Origin of the sequence: Lysinibacillus sp. NPDC059133, from assembly GCF_042755925.1 — a bacterium.
Classification (GTDB): Bacteria; Bacillota; Bacilli; order Bacillales_A; family Planococcaceae; genus Lysinibacillus.
The window spans coordinates 19,029-38,334 of the sequence record NZ_JBHZDH010000017.1; the positions used below are offsets into that span (position 1 = coordinate 19,029).

A 19,306-nucleotide genomic window follows, 5' to 3' on the forward strand; every position below is an offset into this window, starting at 1 on the left:
ATACAATAAACTGGTGATATCCACCCGTACTCTACGTTTTCACTTTTTTCACAAACATCTTCACAAACGGTACGAGGAAAACAGATACAATCAGCACTCGGAACAGCTGAAATGCGGTAACGATTGTGACCTTTGCATGCACGGAAGCCGCAATAATCCCCATTTGATCAAGTCCGCCTGGTACGATACTTAAAAAGCTCGTTTGAAAATCAAGGCTATAAAGACTTTTCATAACAAATGTTAAGCCATAGGCCGCGCCAACAAAGATACCCGCCGATACAAAAGCGTAAAATACTTGCTTCTTCGATAAATGTAGATCGTCTTTTTTCAATAAAAGTCCGATGTAAATGCCAAGCATTAGTTGCGCGATATGAAGTAGTGACAATGGCAATTTCGGTACATCGATCCCCGCTATATTGATGCCCATCAATAAAAACACTGGACCAAGCATATAACCTGTCGGAATCTTTGCCTTTTGCGCTAGCCAACCTGCTACTCCACACACAGCAAGTAATCCTATTAAGCTCCATGAATACGCCCCATTGACAACTACGCCAGTTCCCCCAGATCCAGACACCATTAATGGCACAAAACCGACAATTAATAGAACCCGTAATATTTGGAAGAACATAATCACGACCATATCCATATCCCCTTGCTCCTCAGCAAAGGCAACAACCTGTGACATGCCACCAGGTACACAGCATGTCAACGCGGTCGCAAAATCTAAATCCGCACGTTTTGCTACTAAATAACTAACACCAAAAAACAATACAATAAATAATACGTTTAAAACAATCATACTTCCTATAAATTGTTTAATATCCTGTACCGCTTCTGGTGTAAACGCAAAACCAATGGAATACCCCGCAACGATTAAACCAAAATTACGAAAATATCTATGCCATTTCAATTGTACTTTTGTTGATAACTGAACAATAAGTACCGCCGCTATAGCTCCAAGTAACCACGGCATTGGAATATGTAATAAATTAAATAAAATTGCACCTGTTAAACCTATACATAATGTAATGAACATGTGCTTGTCAAAAATAAACATAGAAGCAACCCCTCATAATTGTATGTTTCTATTATGCTGTGAACCTGCCTATTTTTCTACTTCATTACTTTTTTGCAAGATCATATATCGTTAAAATTTAACCTGTTATCGATAAAATTCAACCTCTTATCCAAGATTTTCTCCAAGCCAAAATTTTCTATGCTACATTATTATTACCTGATTCAGTGTTTCTCCATAGCGGAGATATGTAAAGGAGGCCTCCATGAAAATTCATTTAACAATCAATAGTGAGCTAGACGAAACCGAGATTCATATACATGCGAAGGAATACACCGAGCAAATTGAACGACTGATGAAGCAGCTACAAGCTTCACAAACAACAATGCTAGATGGCTTCTTTCAACAGGAAATTCATATGCTAAAAATTTCAGATATTTACTCCATTTACGCAGAGGGTGCAAAAGTTTTTTTGCAGACGGAAGAACAGGAATTCGAAACGAAGCGTAAATTATATGAGCTGGAAGCACAATTAGCGAAAGACTTTGCCCGAGTTAGTAAATCAACGCTCGTCAACATTAATAAAATTGCCTCTATTCAAATGGGCAAAATTGGCACAACTGAACTGATTTTAGAAAACGATGTGTCCGTCCATGTTAGCCGGAAATATTTAAAAGAACTAAAACACCACTTAGGTATTGGGAGGGACTCATAATATGAAAATTATTCGCATGATGATTATTGGACTACTCATATCACTTAGTTCTTCCTACGTCTTAGTAACATTAAGTGTCATATCTAATAACGCTGTGGTGTCAGGATCTGAATTACTTGAGCAAATTATCATCGCCGCCATCCTTGGAGCGGTAATAGGTCTGCTGTCCATCATTTTTGAAATAGAGCGTTTACCTTTTATTACTCAGCTTATTCTACATTTAATTGCAGTTACGCTGTGTGTTATGATTGCAGGCTATTTCGGGCGTTGGTTTGAACATTCCGGCATTAAGTATGTTCTTATAAGTGAAGCTATTATTTACTTAATCGTTTGGTGCATCCTTTATGTCCTTCAAAAAAATGATATTGAAAAAATTAATTATGAAATTCAAAAAAGAAAGGAATAAAACAATATGACCTTTTCTATACAAGTTGAAAATCTATGTAAACAATATGGCGATCATCAGGCGGTAAAAGGTATTTCATTTACGGTTGAACAGGGCTCCCTCTTCGCCTTTTTAGGTGCAAATGGTGCTGGAAAATCAACGACCATTGAAATACTTTGTACATTATTGAAAAAATCAAGCGGTACTGTAAACATTAATGATTATACACTTGGTGCAAGCAATGACAATGCGGAAATCCGAAAATCCATTGGTGTTGTATTCCAGCAAAGTTTACTAGATGAACGATTAACGGTGCGGGAAAATATAATTCACCGTGGTAAAACATATGGCTTATCAAAAAAACAATTGGTCGAAAATTATCAATTCGTTTCAACATATTTACATTTAGAAGATATAGAAAAACGCAAATATGGGACTTTATCAGGTGGTCAAAAAAGGCGTGCTGATATCGCTCGAGCCCTAATCCATCGACCAAAAATATTGTTTTTAGATGAACCGACAACTGGACTTGATCCACAAACGCGGCAATTCGTTTGGCAAGCCATTAAGCAGCTTCAGCTCGAAACAAACATGACTGTTTTTTTAACAACACATTATATGGAAGAAGCAGCAGTTGCTCATCAAGTCATCGTCTTAAAAGAAGGAGAAATTGTTGCTGAAGGGACACCTGATGAACTTAAAACAAAATACGCCTATGATTCAATGGCAATTGTTTTTCATAATAGTTCAGAAGGGATACAGTGGCTCGAGGAAAATGCTATCTCCTATACAGAAAACCTAGGTATTTTCTCCATCCGAGTCGACTCGACCCTTCATGCTTTAACGCTATTAAAAAATGCGGAACCGCTTATTGCTTCGTTTGAAGTCATCAAAGGTACGATGGATGATGTCTTTCTTCATATTATGGCCGAGGGAGGTGCAGCTTAATGGAAGCATTATTTAGCTTAGTAAAACGAAATAACAAAGTTTTTAGACGTGATAAAACACAAGTCTTCTACTCGCTGCTATCCGTCATTATAGTCATTATCCTTTACGCAGTATTTCTTCAAAAAATGCAGGTCAATGCCATTGAAGAAGTGACAAAGGCTACTCCAGAATTAGTAACGATGGTCAATGAATGGATTGTCGCTGGTTTACTCTCTATGATCGCTGTTTCTACTACACTTGCCGCGTATGGCATTGCTGTAAGGGATCTTGAAACAAAAGCGCAAGCTGATTTTCTCACAGCGCCTATCTCGCGAGCAACCATTCAATTTAGCTATGTTTTAAATGCGTTTATCATTGGCTGTATCTTTTCCTTTATCGCCCTTATTGGCTGTGAAATTTTTATCGCATCAACTGGCGGCCAGCTACTAAACTTTGGGGATTTCATGAAAGTTGTAGGATTACTATTTTTATCAGTATTACTGGCCAGTGTTTTTAATCTCTTCCTTGTGTTACTTGCTAACAGCCAACATTCATTTTCAACTCTCAGTACAATCGTCGGTACAGCACTCGGTTTCTTTTGTGGTGTTTATGTACCTGTTGGTGCACTTCCAAGCTTTGCTCAAAATCTTATTATGTATTTCCCTATCAGTCATACAACGTTACTATTACGCAATGCCTTTATGGAGAGCTCAATTCCCAAAGTTTTCGAAGGTGCGCCTGCTTCACAGGTGGAAGATTATAAAATAATGTATGGTATTGTCTATGACGTTCATGGAAATATACTGAGTACCTCAACTAGCTTTATCATTATTTTCGTCACAATTATTGTGCTAGCGATCTTATCGATCATTATTTTTAAAAAGAAAAATAAATAAACATTTTCGCACATCGTTTATAAAACGATGTGTTTTTTATTGATTTTAATCAAACAATTTGTTATTTTAATAATAAATAAGCAAACAAAATAAATAAGCGTTTGTTTTATAGGAGGATATCCAATGGATGTAAATGAATTGTTTTGGCAAGCTTCAATCCATGACATAAAAAAAGGCTACAGTGATGAAGCAACACACTTCACTTGCTTGCTTTGCGGAGAAAAAATTGAAAAGGGTATTATTTATCCACATGAAGGCGTTCTCTACGAGGCAGAAAAATTTATGCAATATCATATTACTGCTACACATCGATCTGTATTTCATTATTTAAATGGCCTTCATAAAAAAATGACAGGACTAACTGATCATCAAAGTCATATTTTACGCTTATTTTATGAAGGAAAAACCGATCAAGAAATTAAAGAAGAGTTGGAAATTGGTAGTGCAACAACGATACGTCACCATCGCTTTACTCTTAAAGAAAAGGAACGTCAAGCGAAAGCGTTTCTTGCGATGATGGAGCTTTTAAAAGAACAAAATCAAAAGGAAGACAGCTTTGTACCTATTCACAAAACGGCAACGATGGTCGACGATCGCTATAATATTACGATTTCTGAAGAACAGCAATTACTTGAAAAGTACTTTCCAAACGGTATTGGCAAAGAGCTAGTCCGCTTCCCGAAACGTGAAAAACATAAAATCGTGATACTCCGTGCAATCACAAAACTTTTCGATGAAACAAAACAGTATTCAGAAAAAGAATTAAACGAAATGATTCAACCGATGTATGAGGACTATGTGCAAATACGTCGCTATTTAATCGAATACGGCTTCATGGATCGACAAGAGGATGGCAGTGCTTACTGGATAAAAAAATAAGAAAGAAGGATTTCCAATGGACCATAAAAAAGAATTAAAGGAAATGTATAAAGAAATAAAAATCGAAGCTGGTGTTTTTTCAATGACCAATAAACAGAATGGTAAAGTGTTTGTTGGTAGCTTTAATAACTTAAAACGCTTAAACGGCTTTCAATTTATGTTAAAAACGAATACACATACTAATAAAGAGCTACAAGCTGATTACAACACTTTCGGTAATGATGCTTTTGAAATTGAAGTTGTGGAATATTTGAAGAAAAAAGAAGAGGGCTATTTCGATGCCAAAGGAGAGTTAGAAAAGCTAGAACAAAAATGGCTCGACAAGCTTCAGCCATTTGGTGAACTCGGATATAACTAGGTAACATAAAAAAAAGAATCTGTTTTCTCCGAGATCAAGCTGGAGAAACTTGCAGATTCTTTTTTGGTTTCATATATTGTGTTGTTCGCGTGGAGATTCACTGCTTCTGGGGCATTCCTTTTCGCCGGTAGATCAATTATCTACTGGTCCGGAGCAATTCTTTGGCTGACCCGAGCACTTTTCTCTTACACCTGTGTATTTCTTAGCCAGATCTGCTCCTACTTCTTTGCAAGGGGCATCCTACTTGTTCTCTTACTTCATTTCTTCCATTAAATTAATTTCCTGCTGAGCTTTTTTTGTTAGCTTTTCAAAAACTAACTCATAGGAATGTTTGATTAAATTTTCAACTAAATCAATAGGGACGTCATCTGAATCCATATGGATTGAATTCCAATGTGTTTTATTCATATAGTAACCTGGAATAATACCTTCATAGGCTTCTCTCAACTCTTCAGCTCGATTAGGTTCACATTTCAAAGTAAGTACCGGTCTTCCGGTAGCATCTCCGCCCATCATCCCATACATTTTACCACCAATATGATAACGATCCGCTTGCCATTCTTCTTTGTAATCATGCGTTGTTCCACGAAGCTTTAGGCAATATGCATGAATTGTTTCTTTGTTCATTATTTAACCCCATTTCCGCCAAATATCAATTATGCCTCGGCATAATTGCGTCTGGAATCGGCTTTGTGCAAGCACAAAGAACTCCTTTCCGATTCCGTGACATCCGCCGGAGGCTTTAACTTCTTTCAGCAGGACCTGCTGAAAGAAGTTAAAAAAACACACGTTCGATTATATTCATTATAATCAATAACGTGTGCAGAGGAAATATTTATTTATTTTAAATCGAGTACTGAGCCTCTTAGCAACAATGAGAAAGCATAGCTTCAGCCACACGAAACACTTTATTACAGGACACCCTTTATTTTATGCCTCTATCAAACATGCCGATGACCTCGGTAGTTTGCAATATATTGACAAAGGCTTTAGCATCTGTTTCCTTGATCGTACCTTTTACTTCAGCAAGCTGATAACGTGTAATGACGGTAATTAAAACTTTTCGCCCTTCTCCTGAATAAGCACCCTTCGCATCTATAATAGTTACTCCTCTATGAAGCTTTTCCAGTAGCTGCTGTTTCACTTCCTCGCCCTTGCTCGTAATAATCATCAGTGTCAATTTAATATGACTCGTATGAATGGTGTCGACAACCTTCCCTGTAGCATAAATCGATACGAGCGTCAGTAATGCTGCATCCCAGCTAAAAACGAACCCGGAGACAGCTACAACGATACCATTCAATGCAGAGATTAATGTACCAAGTGGAAAGTCTCGTTTACGACTTAGCAGCATCGCTATAATATCAAAACCTCCAGAGGAACCCGCCGCACGAAAAATCATGCCCGTCCCTACGCCCACAATAACGCCACCAAATAATGAGGCAAGAATTGGGTCTTGTGTAGCTTTATAAATAGGAATAATATACAAGCTTACCGACAAGACGACTACAGAAAGAATGGTATATCCAATAAATCGCTTCCCTAGCTTTAAGACCCCAATAATAAGTAAAGGCAAGTTCAATAGTAAATTTAAAACCCCTGTATTCAAAGGTGTAATAATACCAAGCATGATGGCAATCCCGCTTAATCCCCCACTTAAAATCTCATGTGGAATTAACAAAAAATTGTAGGCAAAGGCGACTACTATCGATGAAAGTGTAATAACGACAATATTACGCATAACAATTCCCCTATCATTAACGAACAGTTTTGATCTTTCTCTTAGAATACCCAACTTATTCGTTCAAAAAACCTGGAGTATTACACTATTATTGTTTTAACAACGGTATTTATTTCTTCTGATATTCTTTTTTCTGCTCCTCTTTTATCGGCACTTCTTTTAAAGGCTCCTCTTTATTATCTTCAGCGTTCTCCGCTACCTTATAAATACGTTCAAGCATTGGGGGATGTGTATAACGGAACCACTTTACGAGTAGCTGTGGATTTACTTCACTTAAACCAGATATCGTTAGTTTCTGGAATGCAGTAACTGCAGACTCTCGATCACCCGTTAATGAAATCGCATATTGATCGGCTCTCGTTTCCTGATACCGTGAAACATAATTTGATAATGGGCTTGAAGCAAATAATAAAACGGACGTTATGATTAAAAACAATGGATAAGAGCCTATATCACCGATTTTTTTAATTTTTAATACATGTCCATAACGTCTAATCAACCACCTCAAAAATTTCGCTGTCAGCCACAATCCTAGCAATGACAACAGAAGATACCCAGCAATACCAAAATAAATATGCTTCTCAACGTAGTGCCCCATTTCATGTGCCATGATAAATAGTATTTCATTATCTGTTAAACGATTTAACGTTGTATCCCATAGCACAATTCTCGAGTTACTGCCGATACCCGTTACATAGGCATTTAAGGCATTTGTTTTTTCTGCCATATTAACTTCATATACATGCTCCGCTGGTATATTTGCCTGTGTAGCAATAGACAAAATTTTCTCTTCTAGCTCCTTATTTTTTAGCGGATAAAAATCATTATATAAGGGATCAATGACTACAGGTTGAATAAACATCACAAATATTGAAAATGGAATCGTTAGAAACCATGCATATAGCCACCATCTTTTGGCGCTTTTTTTGATGAGCCAGTAAAGGACAGACACGATAATTAAACTCATGCCAAAGTTAACCCAAAAATCAAGAATGCCATCTCGCATCCATGAGGAAAACGCTTGTGTACTAATTCCATAAGTTTTGCTTAAATTGAAACGATAATAATCGAGTGGAAATAGTACAACATATAGTAAAAATGATAATAAGAATAAGTAGCCTGCATTTTGTAACAGCTTCCATTTTGTTTGTGACGTCGCTACCTTTTCGAAATAACGTGATACGCCCATAATTAAAATCATGAAATAGATTAACCATTCCAAAGGTGTAGCAACAAAGAATAGGAAGTTCCGTATTTTAGAATATTCACCGCTTAAGTATAGTTCTTTTTCAGACATAAACATCACTGGATCTGCAGCTGTCCCCTGCATCGCTCGTGGTATTGTACCACCACCGCTGTGAAATATATACCAATACATACACAGCACATAAACACCGAATAAAAGTAGCGCGACAATTCCCATTTTTTTCGCTATGTCATTTCCTCCCTTGTTCAACACTAAGTTCGTCCTATAGTAAGTGTAAGCTAAATTGAAAAAGTTAGAACAAATTTTTCTTTGTTTTTATTTACCTTCTATTCTACTTCACACCAAAAAGAAAAATACGCTCTACTTCTCCAAACGCGTAACAAGCCATGTAGATGCTAAAGCTCCACGGCTTGTTCGCTATTCCTAGAAGTGACGCGAATTTCAAAGAATATTTTTTATTACTTATCCATTACAAATGCCGTTTTGCCACGTTGATCTTCACTTAAATAACCAGCTAATTCTAATCGATCATGCCATTCTTTTTCTATAATAGCAGCCTTTAATGCATCATCCTCTTTCGTTGATAGCTCTACCATAATCTCTCCTTGATATTGCCAAACTTCAACATCCGCCGCATAGCCCGCAAAGCTTCCTTTATATGTTGTTGCCTCTGCAGGACCATATACGACAGCTTCGGATAATGTGTTTTGATACCATGCTTCAGAATCCCAATTTAAAATTTTCTTCGGAACATTTTCTACTATTAATTTTTTTGCCGCATTTGTATCCACTGCATCATAGGAAACTTTAGATGTAGTCTTTAATGATTCTTTACGACTTATGGTGAACGTACGATTGTCACCCTTAACATCCGTTTCAAATTTATAGTTAGACTCTGCTCCAGTGAAGCCATGACTTTCTGTAATAGCAATTGCTTCATCCAGAGGTGTATTTGAAAATCTCTTTTTATAGGTGATATCCATTTTATTGCTTCCTTTGTAGACACGTAAACGGTTGATATAATCCTCATTTAGAAAAGCTTTATTCGGAGTATCAAAGAAATAAATCTTTACTTCATCTTTTTTTGTAGCTTGGAAAACATTAAAAATATCCGATTCGGTGAAAAGCCCAGATTTAATATTGAATTTAATTTCATTCCCTGGCTCGATTGCTGCTTTAGCTTGTGTAGAATCAAATCCAATGATGCTAACAAGTACAATACCGATTAAACAAAAATTTAGTACCCATTTCTTCATGTTATTTCCTCCCTATTCTGTAGTAATTGCAAGATAGTCGTTTCTCTATTCGTTAATGAACTGTGAAAATAGATTGTCTTATGTGCATGTATTTTCTTAGAAAGTGCAATGATATCATCATAATCTGGATGCGTTTTATAAAAAAAATCCTTATGTTGATTTTTGGAAAATTGAATTCTATATTTGCCTTTATTCCAATATCCCGTAAAGATAACCATAGCTGTTGGCTTTTTGTGAAGTAGTTCCATTAATTTCGCTTCATTACGCTCAGGTACAAAATAAATGAAGTTTTCACTTTCTCTTATCTTTGTCAAACATTCTAGTTTAAACTCTTGCAAAATTGTTTTGGTAGACAATAAATTTTCAAATGACTCATAACAATTATCAAATAACGACAACAAATCATTATCTACACGTATCGCTCTTGTTGTATGCTGAAAAAGATAAGTAGCAATATCTGCTGTTTTTCCTGAGAAAGAAGATGGGAAAATGATCGGGTAGCCTGGATTTGCATTGATATATTCCGTCATTTGCTGCAATACTTCTATATTATTAATGCGCTTCTCAACATGGCCGCTATCCATAATGGCTAGATCATAAACAGTCCCGTCCTCTATCGGTAGTGTTGCTTTTAACAAATAGGAATCCACAACATAATCGCCAGAGTAAAATATCACCTCCTCAAAAAAACGAATCTTAAACCAAACGCTTCCTATTAGATGCCCACTGTAGCCCCATTGAAAGGCAAGACATTTACTAACAACTATCCACTTTCCAATTGATTCTGGTTGAAAGGTTTTTGTATGTTGAAAAGACTGTTTTAATTGCTGCGCAGTCATTTTACTCATAATGATCGGCCCTGTGTATCCCCATTGCTCAAGTAAAGGAATAGCACCTACATGATCTGTATGTGAATGGGAAATAAACACTGCATCAAGCTTTGCCACATGAGCTTGTGTTAAATTAGGAGGAGTCTTCTGTCGATTGTTCATCACTCCGCAATCGAGTAAAATAGCATGTCCATTATTTTCAATGAAAAAGCAGTTACGGCCATACTCACCAACCCCACCTAAAATTTCTACATTAAGCATCCGCATGTCCTCCCCGTTTTTGTAGCCAATCTAATAGAAACATAAAAATAACGGTCATGACGACTGTAATCACCGCTACAGCCATTCCTACACCAACATTTCCTTGTTCAAATTGACTGTAAATAAATGTTGCGCCAGTCTCTACTGAAGGAGGCAAAATGAGTAATCCAGCGACAAGCTCACGCATCGAGATAATAAACGTCATCATCATTCCAGCAAGAATCCCCTGCATTAATAATGGAATAATGATATGTCGATAAACCGCCCAGCTACTTCGCCCAAAAATAGCAGCTGATTGGAATATTGAAGAATCTAATTGTGATAAAGAGGACTTTATATATTGCACGGAATATGGTAAAAAAAGTACACAATACGTGACTACAACCATTGTCTTTGTGTTATAGATAGTCGCTGGTAGCCACGGTGCATTCCAAAACATGATTAACCCAACTACAAAGACAATTCCAGGAATAATATTAGGCATTAAACTAAAGAAATCTAATACTTGCTGCTTTTTCGTTTCTCCCTTTTGAATGTATAAGGCAATGAACAAGCCAATAATTGCTGTAACGACAGCTGTGATTACTGAGAAAACAACACTATTTAAAAATGCTGACAATCCAGCACTTCCACTTGTAAACACTTTCTGGTAGGAAGCAAAGCTAAAATTCCCTGCCTGCAAACCATCTCCCCTTACTTTCTGCAAAGATGTCACAATAATTGAGAAGTAAGGAATACCGATTGATAGCAAAATGATGATTCCCACAAAGAGCCATGAACCGAATTTGACATACCATTTATCTTCTATCTCGCGATTAGCTGGTGTTTTTCCAGATAGCACACTATATGTATATTTTCGTCCAATAAGATTTTGAAAATACCAGATAACGAGACAAACTGATAGTAAAAATAATGACAGTGATGTCGCCATACTAATATCTACTGGCCATCTTGAAAGGTAAGAGTGAATCTCCGTTGTAAATACTTGAAAGCCAATTCGACTACCAAACGTAGCAGGTGTTCCAAATTCAGCTAGCGTTTTGATGAAAATTAGCAAGCTCCCTAGAACATAGCTAGAAACTACTAAAGGCAGAACTATTTTCATCCAATTTCTCCAAGAACTTCGTCCAAAAATTAATGCAGCATCTAGAAAGGAACCATTGATTCTTAATAGCGTATTTTTCAGCATTAAATATAAAAAAGGAAAAAGATGCAGGCACATAATCATGACCATTCCAAATAAGGTGAAGAACGATTCAGTCATCCAAGCAGCACTTGGAAATAGTTGTTGAAGAAAACCATTATTTTGCATGAACAATATCCATCCCATGGAGCCAATATACGGAGGTGTCATAAATGGAATGGTTAAAATAATATCTAGCCAATCGTATTTATATAAGCTTGTTTTCGTTCTTATTAACGCCATTGGGAATGCTACAATCGTAGTCCCTAAAACAACTAAAACCCCTAATAATACAGAGTTTCCAAGCGTTTGCCACATTCTTTCATTGGCAAACATTCTGTTAATCTGCGAAACATCTAATTGCCCATCTTTCATAAACGTATAAAATGCAATGGCAATTAACGGTGCGATAGCAAACGTGACGACAAGTGTCAGTAAAAATCCAAAAGTTCGTCTGCCTTCCATAATCATTGATGATTCAATCCTTTCCCTAGAAAAACTTCAAGGAGGCTAAAAAACCTCCCCTAACTACTTAACGAAAAATATCATTGAATTTAGTTAATACTTCAAGCTGCTTCGCTTCTGCACCTTTCCAATTCACGTTTAGCTGAGGAATTTCATTTAAGGCTGCACGATCCTTAACAGGTATATCTTTGTTGCCTGGGAGTAAATAGGCATTTGCTACAAGCTTTTGCCCTTCATCTGACAGTAAAAAATCAACGTACGCTTTTGCACTTTCTACGTTTTTTGCATCCTTCAAAATACCAACAGCTCGCGGACTGACAACTGTCCCGCTTTTTGGATAAATAATTTCTACTGGCTCACCATCAGCTTTTGCTTTATAGGCCATGTAATCTACCCCTGAAATTGTGGCATTTTTGTCACCAGTAATAACAGCATCTAACGCTTCCTTATTAGCACCATTCACCTGTAAACCATTTTCCTTCCACTTCTCCATCGTAGTCCAAGCTGTTTTTTCAGCTTCTGTATATCCGAATAGGAAGTCTACAGCAGAGCCTGACAAGCTAGGGTCTGGTATATTAATTTTATTTTGCCATTCAGCTTTTGCTAAATCTGTCCATTCTGCCGGAACCTGTTGCGTATTTTTCGTATTATAAGCAATTCCTAATGCTGAGGCACTGTAACCATAGTAATAACCTTCTTTATCTGACCAATCGCTATTGATTTTCTTGGCATTATCAGCGTCTTTATTGCTTTGAAGTTGATCTGTTTCCTTTAAGCCATCCATTGAAGCGACAGAGGCTAGTACGACAACGTCAGCTACAGGGTTATTTTTTTCCGCTTCTAAACGCGATAATATTTTGCCTGTTGTTCCTTGGAACATCTCTATTTTTATGCCTGTTTTCTCTTCAAATGCTTGTTGAATATTCGCTGCTAAACCATCTGGACCAGCAGAGTATACCGTTAAAGTTTGTTCTTCTTTTGAGGCTGAACTTGCTTTATCATTCTTCTCTACCTCTTTATTTCCACATCCCGCTAATGCTAATGTTAAAAGAATCCCAGCTGTAGCAAATAGTTTTAACCCTCGTTTTTTCAAAGGTAACCCTCCAATTGATATATTTGTTTTTCATCAATAAAAACTTCAAGCTGTTTGCCATGTTCTATCGGTTCTGCTTCGTAAAAGCTCCAGTACTTACCTTCTACCTGTGCTTGCACTAAATAACGATCACCAACAAAGGTACTTTTTACAATCATCGCTTGTTTTGCAATTGTACCTGGGCGTCGTAGTCTGGAAATTCCTTCAGGTCGCACAATATAATTACCTTTATCAAACCAGTTCACTTTACCGATAAAATCTGCTACATACGGTGTTGCTGGAGCGTGATAAATTTCTTCTGGTGTTCCCACTTGTGCAATTCTTCCTGCCTCCATCACGATAATTTGATCTGACATTGCCATTGCCTCTGTTTGATCATGTGTGACAAAAATTGCCTGACAATCTAACTCGTTAATAATATGCATGATTTCATCTTGCATTTTTTCTCTTAGTACTGCGTCGAGTGCTGATAGTGGTTCATCAAATAAAATAAGCTGTGGATTTGTCGCTAGTGCCCTCGCAAGTGCTACTCGTTGCTGCTGTCCTCCCGATAACTCCCCTGGCTTTCGTTTTTCAAAACCCTCCATTTTCACCAATCGCATAACATGCTCCACTCGAGCCGGAATGTCTGACTTTGAAACAATACCCTTCAGGCCAAAAGCAATGTTTTGGAAAATAGTCATATGAGGCCATAATGCAAAATCTTGAAAAACCATTGCCATATTTCGCTTATTTGGTTTTACATTTTTATGGAGTTTGGATGAATAAATAATTGTGTCATCAAAACGGATTTCTCCATTTGTCGGTTGTTCAAGACCTGCCAATACTTTCAATAACGTTGTTTTACCACAGCCTGATTGTCCTAAGATGGTAATGAACTTGCTATCCAGCTCCACATTGATGGGCCATAACGCATGAAACTGTCCATATTTTTTTTCGATATTCGTTAATGAGATTTTCATCATATCCTCCTCGTTAATTACAACTATAAATTCCAGATATTTAGAAAATATTAATCTACTATTAATATCTCGTTAAAAAAAATCTAATAAACTAAAGCAAAACTAAGATTTTTTCTAATTTACTTTAGGAGGATAAAATGAATAACATGAAGTTACAGGCATTTTGCCTACTCGTAGAATTTAAAAAATTAGCTCCTGTTGCCAAAGAGCTAGGTCTTACAGCGCCGACAGTATCCTTTCATATTCGCTCCATTGAAGAGGAATATGGCATCCGTTTATTTCGGACAAATGCAGGTGGATACCGTTTAACAGAAGCGGGAGAAGGGCTCTATCATTATGCTCGCCAAATTGTACAGCTACAAAAAGACATGAATCGCTTTGTCGAAAATCTTTTGGCGGGTAATATTGGCTCCATTCGTCTTGGCGCAAGCGGGCTACCTGCACATATTTTTATGCCGGATATTATTCATCTAGTTTCAACAGCTTACCCAGACATTCGAATATCGCTAGAAGTAAAAACAGCGCCTGAAATTGAACAAAAGGTAGCTCTTCAAGAATTAGATTTCGGGCTAATTATGGAAACAAAACAAGAAAATTCGTCTCTTATATACGAAACAATCGGCGAAGATTCCCTTGTATTAGCATTGAGTCCTACCCATGAGCTTGCAGCAAAAAAGGACATCACAAAAGCAGATGTCCTAAAAAACAAAGTATTATTGCATACATCCTCCAGTTCAACGAATCATTTTATAGAAAAATGGATGGACCCTCACCCATCCATTTATACAATCGAGCTTGATTCTGTCAGTACTATTAAGAAAATGCTTACTTTCGGAAAAACAATTGCATTTTTGTCAGTTGCCCTGATAGAAGATGAGTTAAAATCAGGACTTTTGATCAAAAGAGACTTACACGATGTGACACTTAATAGAAAGATTCAACTTATTTATCCTAAATCTCGTCTAGATAGCAAGATGGATGCGTTTGTAAAAACTGCAATTTATGATTTAGCCAAACAATTAAAAAAATAGCCTCTTATGACATATTTCCATAGTCGACAATAATAACATGAAATGGGGATTGTTTATCCCTATGAAGGGAGGGTTGTATTTGCTAACCGAGTTACTAACAAAAGATACTATACAACTCGCAGATATTGTAAATACTTGGCAGGAATCTATTCATTTAGCGGCAATTCCACTATTAAAGCACAATAAAATCGAAGAACGCTATATTGAGGCGATGATTCATTCCATTGAAAAGCACGGACCTTATGTAGTCATTACACCAAAAGTAGCGATTCCACATGCACAGCACACAGAAGGCGTCAATGAGCTAGCCATGAGCCTATTAAGCTTACAAAAACCTGTTATGTTTGGACCAGAAAAGCCTGTTTTCTTAATTATTGTCTTAGCGGCCACCGATCATGCGTCGCATCTGCAAGCATTAGTTGACTTAACAAAGATTTTGCAAGAACCCCATCAAATCGACAGCATCATCGCCTGCCAGAATAAAGACGATATTATCAAAGAAATCCAACAAATTGTGGCAAAGGAGTAATCTTGATGAAGATTTTAGTAGTGTGTGGGAATGGCTTAGGCAGTAGTTTTATTATGGAATTGAATGTAAAAAAAGCGTTAACTGAACTTGGAAAAGTTGCAGAATTAACGCATACCGATTTAGCATCTGCCAAGGCAGAGAAAGCGGATATTTATATTGGCGCAGAAGATATTGTCAATCAATTGCCCGAAGAAAGAGGTCACATCGTTAGTATTGTTAATATGATGAGTATTTCTGAAATTAAATTAAAGCTTAAACCTCTGTTATAAAGGATTGAATTTAATTAAAAATTGGATAGGATGAGGTGTTAATATGTTAGATGTAATGATGAATGACATTTTAGGAACACCTGCTATATTAGTCGGCCTATTCGCTTTTGTCGGTATATTAATCCAAAAAAAGTCAGCTTCAACAGTTCTTTCTGGTACGTTAAAAACGGTTATGGGCTTTGTAATACTGGGCGCAGGTGCAAGCGTATTAATTGGTTCTTTAAATCACTTTAGTAAAATGTTTGATCATGCCTTTAATGTCCAAGGAGTTATCCCAAATAATGAAGCAATTGTAGCAGCCGCTCAAACTAGTTTCGGAACAGCTACTGCCATGATTATGGTTTTCGGTATGATTATGAACATTTTATTCGCGCGATTTACGCCCTTAAAATATATATTTTTAACTGGTCATCATACATTATTTATGGCGTGTTTAATCGCAGCATCACTGTCTGTCGGCGGTATGAGTGGCACACCTCTTATCATCGTTGGCTCTATTATACTTGGTCTTTGTATGGTCGTATTCCCAGCCATTTTACAACCAACTGTTCGTCAAATAACTGGCAGTGATGATTTTGCTGTTGGTCATTTTGGCAGTGTTGGTTATTATGTATCTGCTAAAATCGGGAAGCTCTTTGGAAACAAAGCTAAATCAACAGAAGACATAAAAGTTCCAAAATCTCTAGGTTTTTTACGGGATACATCTGTAGCTGTATCCTTAACTATGAGTCTGTTTTTTATTATCGTTGCCCTATTCGCTGGCCAATCCTATATTGAGTCACAGTTATCTGGCGGTTCGAATTTTATCGTCTTTGCCATTATTCAAGCTATTACCTTTGCCGCTGGTGTCTATATCATTTTGGCTGGAGTGCGAATGCTAATTGCCGAGATCATTCCTGCCTTTAAAGGTATTGCAGATAAACTTGTGCCAAACACAAAGCCTGCATTAGACTGCCCTACAATTTTTCCGTTCGCACCGAATGCAGTTATTATTGGCTTCCTGTTTAGCTTTGTAGCAGGCTTAGTGTCTATGTTTATTCTTCCCCTCATAGGGCTTAAAGTGATTGTACCTGGTCTTGTTCCGCATTTCTTCACAGGTGCAGCTGCAGGAGTATTCGGTAATGCAACTGGTGGTAGAGTCGGTTCTATGGTAGGATCATTTGCCAACGGATTAATTATTAGCTTTATCCCAGCGATTCTACTAATCTTTATGGGTGATATCGGCTACGAAGGAACAACATTTGGCGATTCAGACTTCGGCATCGTAGGTATCATAATTATAAATATATTGAAATTATTTGGTGCAGTTTAATTCATTACTATCGAACGATGGGCCTCGCAAACTCTTTGGATGTTTGCGAGGCTATTTTAAGTTGACTAAGAAAAGGATTGATTTTGCAAAATTTATAGATATTTCACTTGTAAAATTATCTATCCCATTTACGTATAAAGAATAACAGAAAGCCTTATCAAACTAATCAATCTCTTCACTCAAATTTTCTTTTTTTGTTAATTCATTTCTTTTTATTAAAGAACTAAATCCCATTAAACCAATAATTAAAATAATTCCTCCTCCGCCCCAAAAGACACTGGATGTAGAAAAAATAGCCAAAATACTACTAATAACCCCTAACGATAATGTGTCGCTTGTATAATTAATAGATGATGATATACTGAACACTTTACCTAACATATTGCTGGGAACTTTCTCTTGGAGTATTACAATCCTTCCTAGTCCTTCACTTGCCTGACCTATTCCAATAATAATTGTTGCTATATAGATAACAAAAATAGATGGTGATAGACCGATTAATAATAAACCACTCCCCCATAGGATAATTCCTATATTAAAAATTACTATTGGATTAAGTTTTTTCAGTGCACCAAGAATAATAGAAGTAGAGAAAGCTGCAGCACCAAGTATGCCTGTAATAATTCCAAAAGTAGAAATATCTTTTCCTAAATTAGTATCTAGATAAATAGGTAATCCCACACGCCACAATCCTGTATTTATCAGTATACTTATACTTTGGACAAACATAATAAAGAGAATATTTCTATGTGATTTTAAATAAGCTAAAGTCAATTTAATTTCGCCTATTGTTCCTTGTTCGCTATCATTAGTATTCAAATGAGTAACTTTATACTTAATTAGCCTATGAAATACACTAGAAATACTAATTAAAATGAATGCGAGAGTTAAAATATGAATTTGATCCGCAACTTTAACAACTATTCCTACTGAAGTAGGAATAATAATACTAGCACCGCGTTGAATTGAATCCAAGAGAGCATTACTTCTTTGTAATTTATTATTTGTAACTAATTCTGGTAACAGAGCTCGAAAACTTGGTTCTGAAAGACAATTTAAAATACTTATTAACACTGCAATACACATTAATATGAAATAATTTAGAAAACCTAAAAAGAACACAATTGGAATACTAAGAATTAACACTGCTATGAGAAAATCACAAGTGACCATTGTTTTCTTCTTATTCCATTTATCAGCTTTTACTCCACCATAAATCCCCAAAAATATAAAGGGCAAAGTTTCAGCCATTACCATTAAAGATAAATAGAGTGGTGAGCTATCTGTCAATTCCATCGTTAACCAAATGAGCTCCATACTAAATAATATTAAAGAACTTCTTTTAAAAAGCCTTCCTACCAACAAAAAAGTAAAATTTTTCTCATCTAAAATATCCTTATATAGGATTTTCAATCTCTAACATCCTTTCAAATATTTCATATGAATACTTACTTCTTATCTTTTAATATAAGTTGATGTTTAATTCAATATAATAAAAGCTCAATTAAACAAAATAATTTTTACATCTCAAAAATTTTATTCGGCGCTCTAATTGATCTCGCTTCCTTTCGATTCCAAGACTGCTAGCAAGCGCTTTAATGATAGTAAAAGTACTAGTTTTTTTATTTATAACAGTTAGTAACATTCTATAATAACTTTCATAACAATCAAAATCAAAATTCACTATCTTTTCAGTAAATTTCAATAATTCCGCAAATCCATTGGCTGAAAGTCGCTATGTAAAGATAATAAAATCGAAATTATATTAATATTATTTGGTGCAGTTTAATTCATTACTATCGAACGATGGGCCTCGCAAACTCTTTGGATGTTTGCAAGGCTCTTTTAATTGACAAAGAAAAGGGTTAATTTTGCAAAATATATCAACATTTCACAATATCCCCCTACCTTTTTCACTATACATATAGAGAAAATTCATTACAAAACAAACTAAATGCTCATTGCTTAGAAAATATCAAGAATGATTTA

20 protein-coding genes are annotated in these 19,306 nt (G+C 36.2%); 10 read left to right on the forward strand and 10 right to left on the reverse strand.

What is annotated here, in order from left to right; genetic code table 11:
* Positions 1-31: 31 nt before the first annotated feature.
* Complete coding sequence (locus ACFXN8_RS11365; RefSeq protein ID WP_386845139.1) at positions 32-1,060, reverse strand: AbrB family transcriptional regulator; 1,029 nt, start codon at positions 1,058-1,060, stop codon at positions 32-34.
* Positions 1,061-1,283: 223 nt separating this feature from the next.
* Between ACFXN8_RS11365 and ACFXN8_RS11370 the strand changes: the two genes are divergently transcribed.
* The 6 genes from ACFXN8_RS11370 (at position 1,284) to ACFXN8_RS11395 (ending at position 5,178) form a co-directional block, all read left to right on the forward strand.
* Complete coding sequence (locus ACFXN8_RS11370; protein WP_386845141.1) at positions 1,284-1,733, forward strand: LytTR family DNA-binding domain-containing protein; 450 nt, start codon at positions 1,284-1,286, stop codon at positions 1,731-1,733.
* 1 nt (position 1,734) lies between these two features.
* Entirely contained in the window at positions 1,735-2,139 is a 405-nt protein-coding gene (locus ACFXN8_RS11375; protein ID WP_370075987.1) for a DUF3021 domain-containing protein, read from the forward strand.
* Between the two features lie 6 nt (positions 2,140-2,145).
* On the forward strand, positions 2,146-3,066 hold the full coding sequence (locus tag ACFXN8_RS11380; protein ID WP_386845143.1) for an ABC transporter ATP-binding protein: 921 nt from the start codon (positions 2,146-2,148) through the stop codon (positions 3,064-3,066).
* Complete coding sequence (locus ACFXN8_RS11385) at positions 3,066-3,941, forward strand: ABC transporter permease (RefSeq protein ID WP_376078271.1); 876 nt, start codon at positions 3,066-3,068, stop codon at positions 3,939-3,941. The genes ACFXN8_RS11380 and ACFXN8_RS11385 overlap by 1 nt, the downstream gene beginning before the upstream one ends.
* A gap of 123 nt (positions 3,942-4,064) precedes the next feature.
* Positions 4,065-4,820: a DUF2087 domain-containing protein gene (locus ACFXN8_RS11390; protein WP_386845146.1), complete on the forward strand. Its 756-nt coding sequence runs from the start codon at positions 4,065-4,067 to the stop codon at positions 4,818-4,820.
* A 16-nt stretch (positions 4,821-4,836) separates the two neighbouring features.
* The gene (locus ACFXN8_RS11395) at positions 4,837-5,178 is read left to right on the forward strand and encodes a GIY-YIG nuclease family protein (RefSeq protein WP_386845148.1); all 342 of its coding nucleotides are present in this window, start codon (positions 4,837-4,839) and stop codon (positions 5,176-5,178) included.
* Between the two features lie 252 nt (positions 5,179-5,430).
* Here the strand turns inward: ACFXN8_RS11395 and ACFXN8_RS11400 are convergent, their stop codons facing one another.
* From ACFXN8_RS11400 to ACFXN8_RS26525, 8 genes are all read right to left on the reverse strand, one after another.
* Complete coding sequence (locus ACFXN8_RS11400; RefSeq protein ID WP_386845150.1) at positions 5,431-5,805, reverse strand: MmcQ/YjbR family DNA-binding protein; 375 nt, start codon at positions 5,803-5,805, stop codon at positions 5,431-5,433.
* Between the two features lie 298 nt (positions 5,806-6,103).
* Positions 6,104-6,919: a YitT family protein gene (locus ACFXN8_RS11405; RefSeq protein WP_376078281.1), complete on the reverse strand. Its 816-nt coding sequence runs from the start codon at positions 6,917-6,919 to the stop codon at positions 6,104-6,106.
* 109 nt (positions 6,920-7,028) lie between these two features.
* Complete coding sequence (locus ACFXN8_RS11410) at positions 7,029-8,354, reverse strand: M48 family metallopeptidase (RefSeq protein WP_386845252.1); 1,326 nt, start codon at positions 8,352-8,354, stop codon at positions 7,029-7,031.
* A 230-nt stretch (positions 8,355-8,584) separates the two neighbouring features.
* Positions 8,585-9,382: a hypothetical protein gene (locus tag ACFXN8_RS11415; protein ID WP_386845152.1), complete on the reverse strand. Its 798-nt coding sequence runs from the start codon at positions 9,380-9,382 to the stop codon at positions 8,585-8,587.
* Positions 9,379-10,473: an MBL fold metallo-hydrolase gene (locus tag ACFXN8_RS11420; protein WP_386845154.1), complete on the reverse strand. Its 1,095-nt coding sequence runs from the start codon at positions 10,471-10,473 to the stop codon at positions 9,379-9,381. The genes ACFXN8_RS11415 and ACFXN8_RS11420 overlap by 4 nt, the downstream gene beginning before the upstream one ends.
* Positions 10,466-12,127, reverse strand: coding sequence for an ABC transporter permease (locus ACFXN8_RS11425; RefSeq protein ID WP_386845156.1), 1,662 nt, complete (start codon positions 12,125-12,127; stop codon positions 10,466-10,468). The genes ACFXN8_RS11420 and ACFXN8_RS11425 overlap by 8 nt, the downstream gene beginning before the upstream one ends.
* A gap of 61 nt (positions 12,128-12,188) precedes the next feature.
* Complete coding sequence (locus tag ACFXN8_RS11430; protein ID WP_370076007.1) at positions 12,189-13,214, reverse strand: ABC transporter substrate-binding protein; 1,026 nt, start codon at positions 13,212-13,214, stop codon at positions 12,189-12,191.
* Positions 13,211-14,176 carry an ABC transporter ATP-binding protein gene (locus tag ACFXN8_RS26525; protein WP_483869454.1) on the reverse strand — a complete coding sequence of 322 codons (966 nt, stop codon included), beginning with the start codon at positions 14,174-14,176 and terminating at the stop codon, positions 13,211-13,213. Before ACFXN8_RS26525 ends, ACFXN8_RS11430 begins: the two co-directional genes overlap by 4 nt.
* A 137-nt stretch (positions 14,177-14,313) precedes the next feature.
* Between ACFXN8_RS26525 and ACFXN8_RS11445 the strand changes: the two genes are divergently transcribed.
* The 4 genes from ACFXN8_RS11445 (at position 14,314) to ACFXN8_RS11460 (ending at position 17,317) form a co-directional block, all read left to right on the forward strand.
* On the forward strand, positions 14,314-15,207 hold the full coding sequence (locus ACFXN8_RS11445) for a LysR family transcriptional regulator (RefSeq protein WP_370076009.1): 894 nt from the start codon (positions 14,314-14,316) through the stop codon (positions 15,205-15,207).
* Positions 15,208-15,286: 79 nt separating this feature from the next.
* The gene (locus ACFXN8_RS11450; protein WP_376078086.1) at positions 15,287-15,736 is read left to right on the forward strand and encodes a PTS sugar transporter subunit IIA; all 450 of its coding nucleotides are present in this window, start codon (positions 15,287-15,289) and stop codon (positions 15,734-15,736) included.
* A 5-nt stretch (positions 15,737-15,741) separates the two neighbouring features.
* Positions 15,742-16,005 carry a PTS sugar transporter subunit IIB gene (locus tag ACFXN8_RS11455; RefSeq protein ID WP_386845160.1) on the forward strand — a complete coding sequence of 88 codons (264 nt, stop codon included), beginning with the start codon at positions 15,742-15,744 and terminating at the stop codon, positions 16,003-16,005.
* A 43-nt stretch (positions 16,006-16,048) separates the two neighbouring features.
* On the forward strand, positions 16,049-17,317 hold the full coding sequence (locus ACFXN8_RS11460; RefSeq protein ID WP_386845162.1) for a PTS ascorbate transporter subunit IIC: 1,269 nt from the start codon (positions 16,049-16,051) through the stop codon (positions 17,315-17,317).
* A gap of 162 nt (positions 17,318-17,479) precedes the next feature.
* Here ACFXN8_RS11460 and ACFXN8_RS11465 read toward each other — a convergent pair whose 3' ends face one another.
* Positions 17,480-18,730, reverse strand: coding sequence for an MFS transporter (locus ACFXN8_RS11465; RefSeq protein ID WP_386845164.1), 1,251 nt, complete (start codon positions 18,728-18,730; stop codon positions 17,480-17,482).
* Positions 18,731-19,306: the final 576 nt, after the last annotated feature.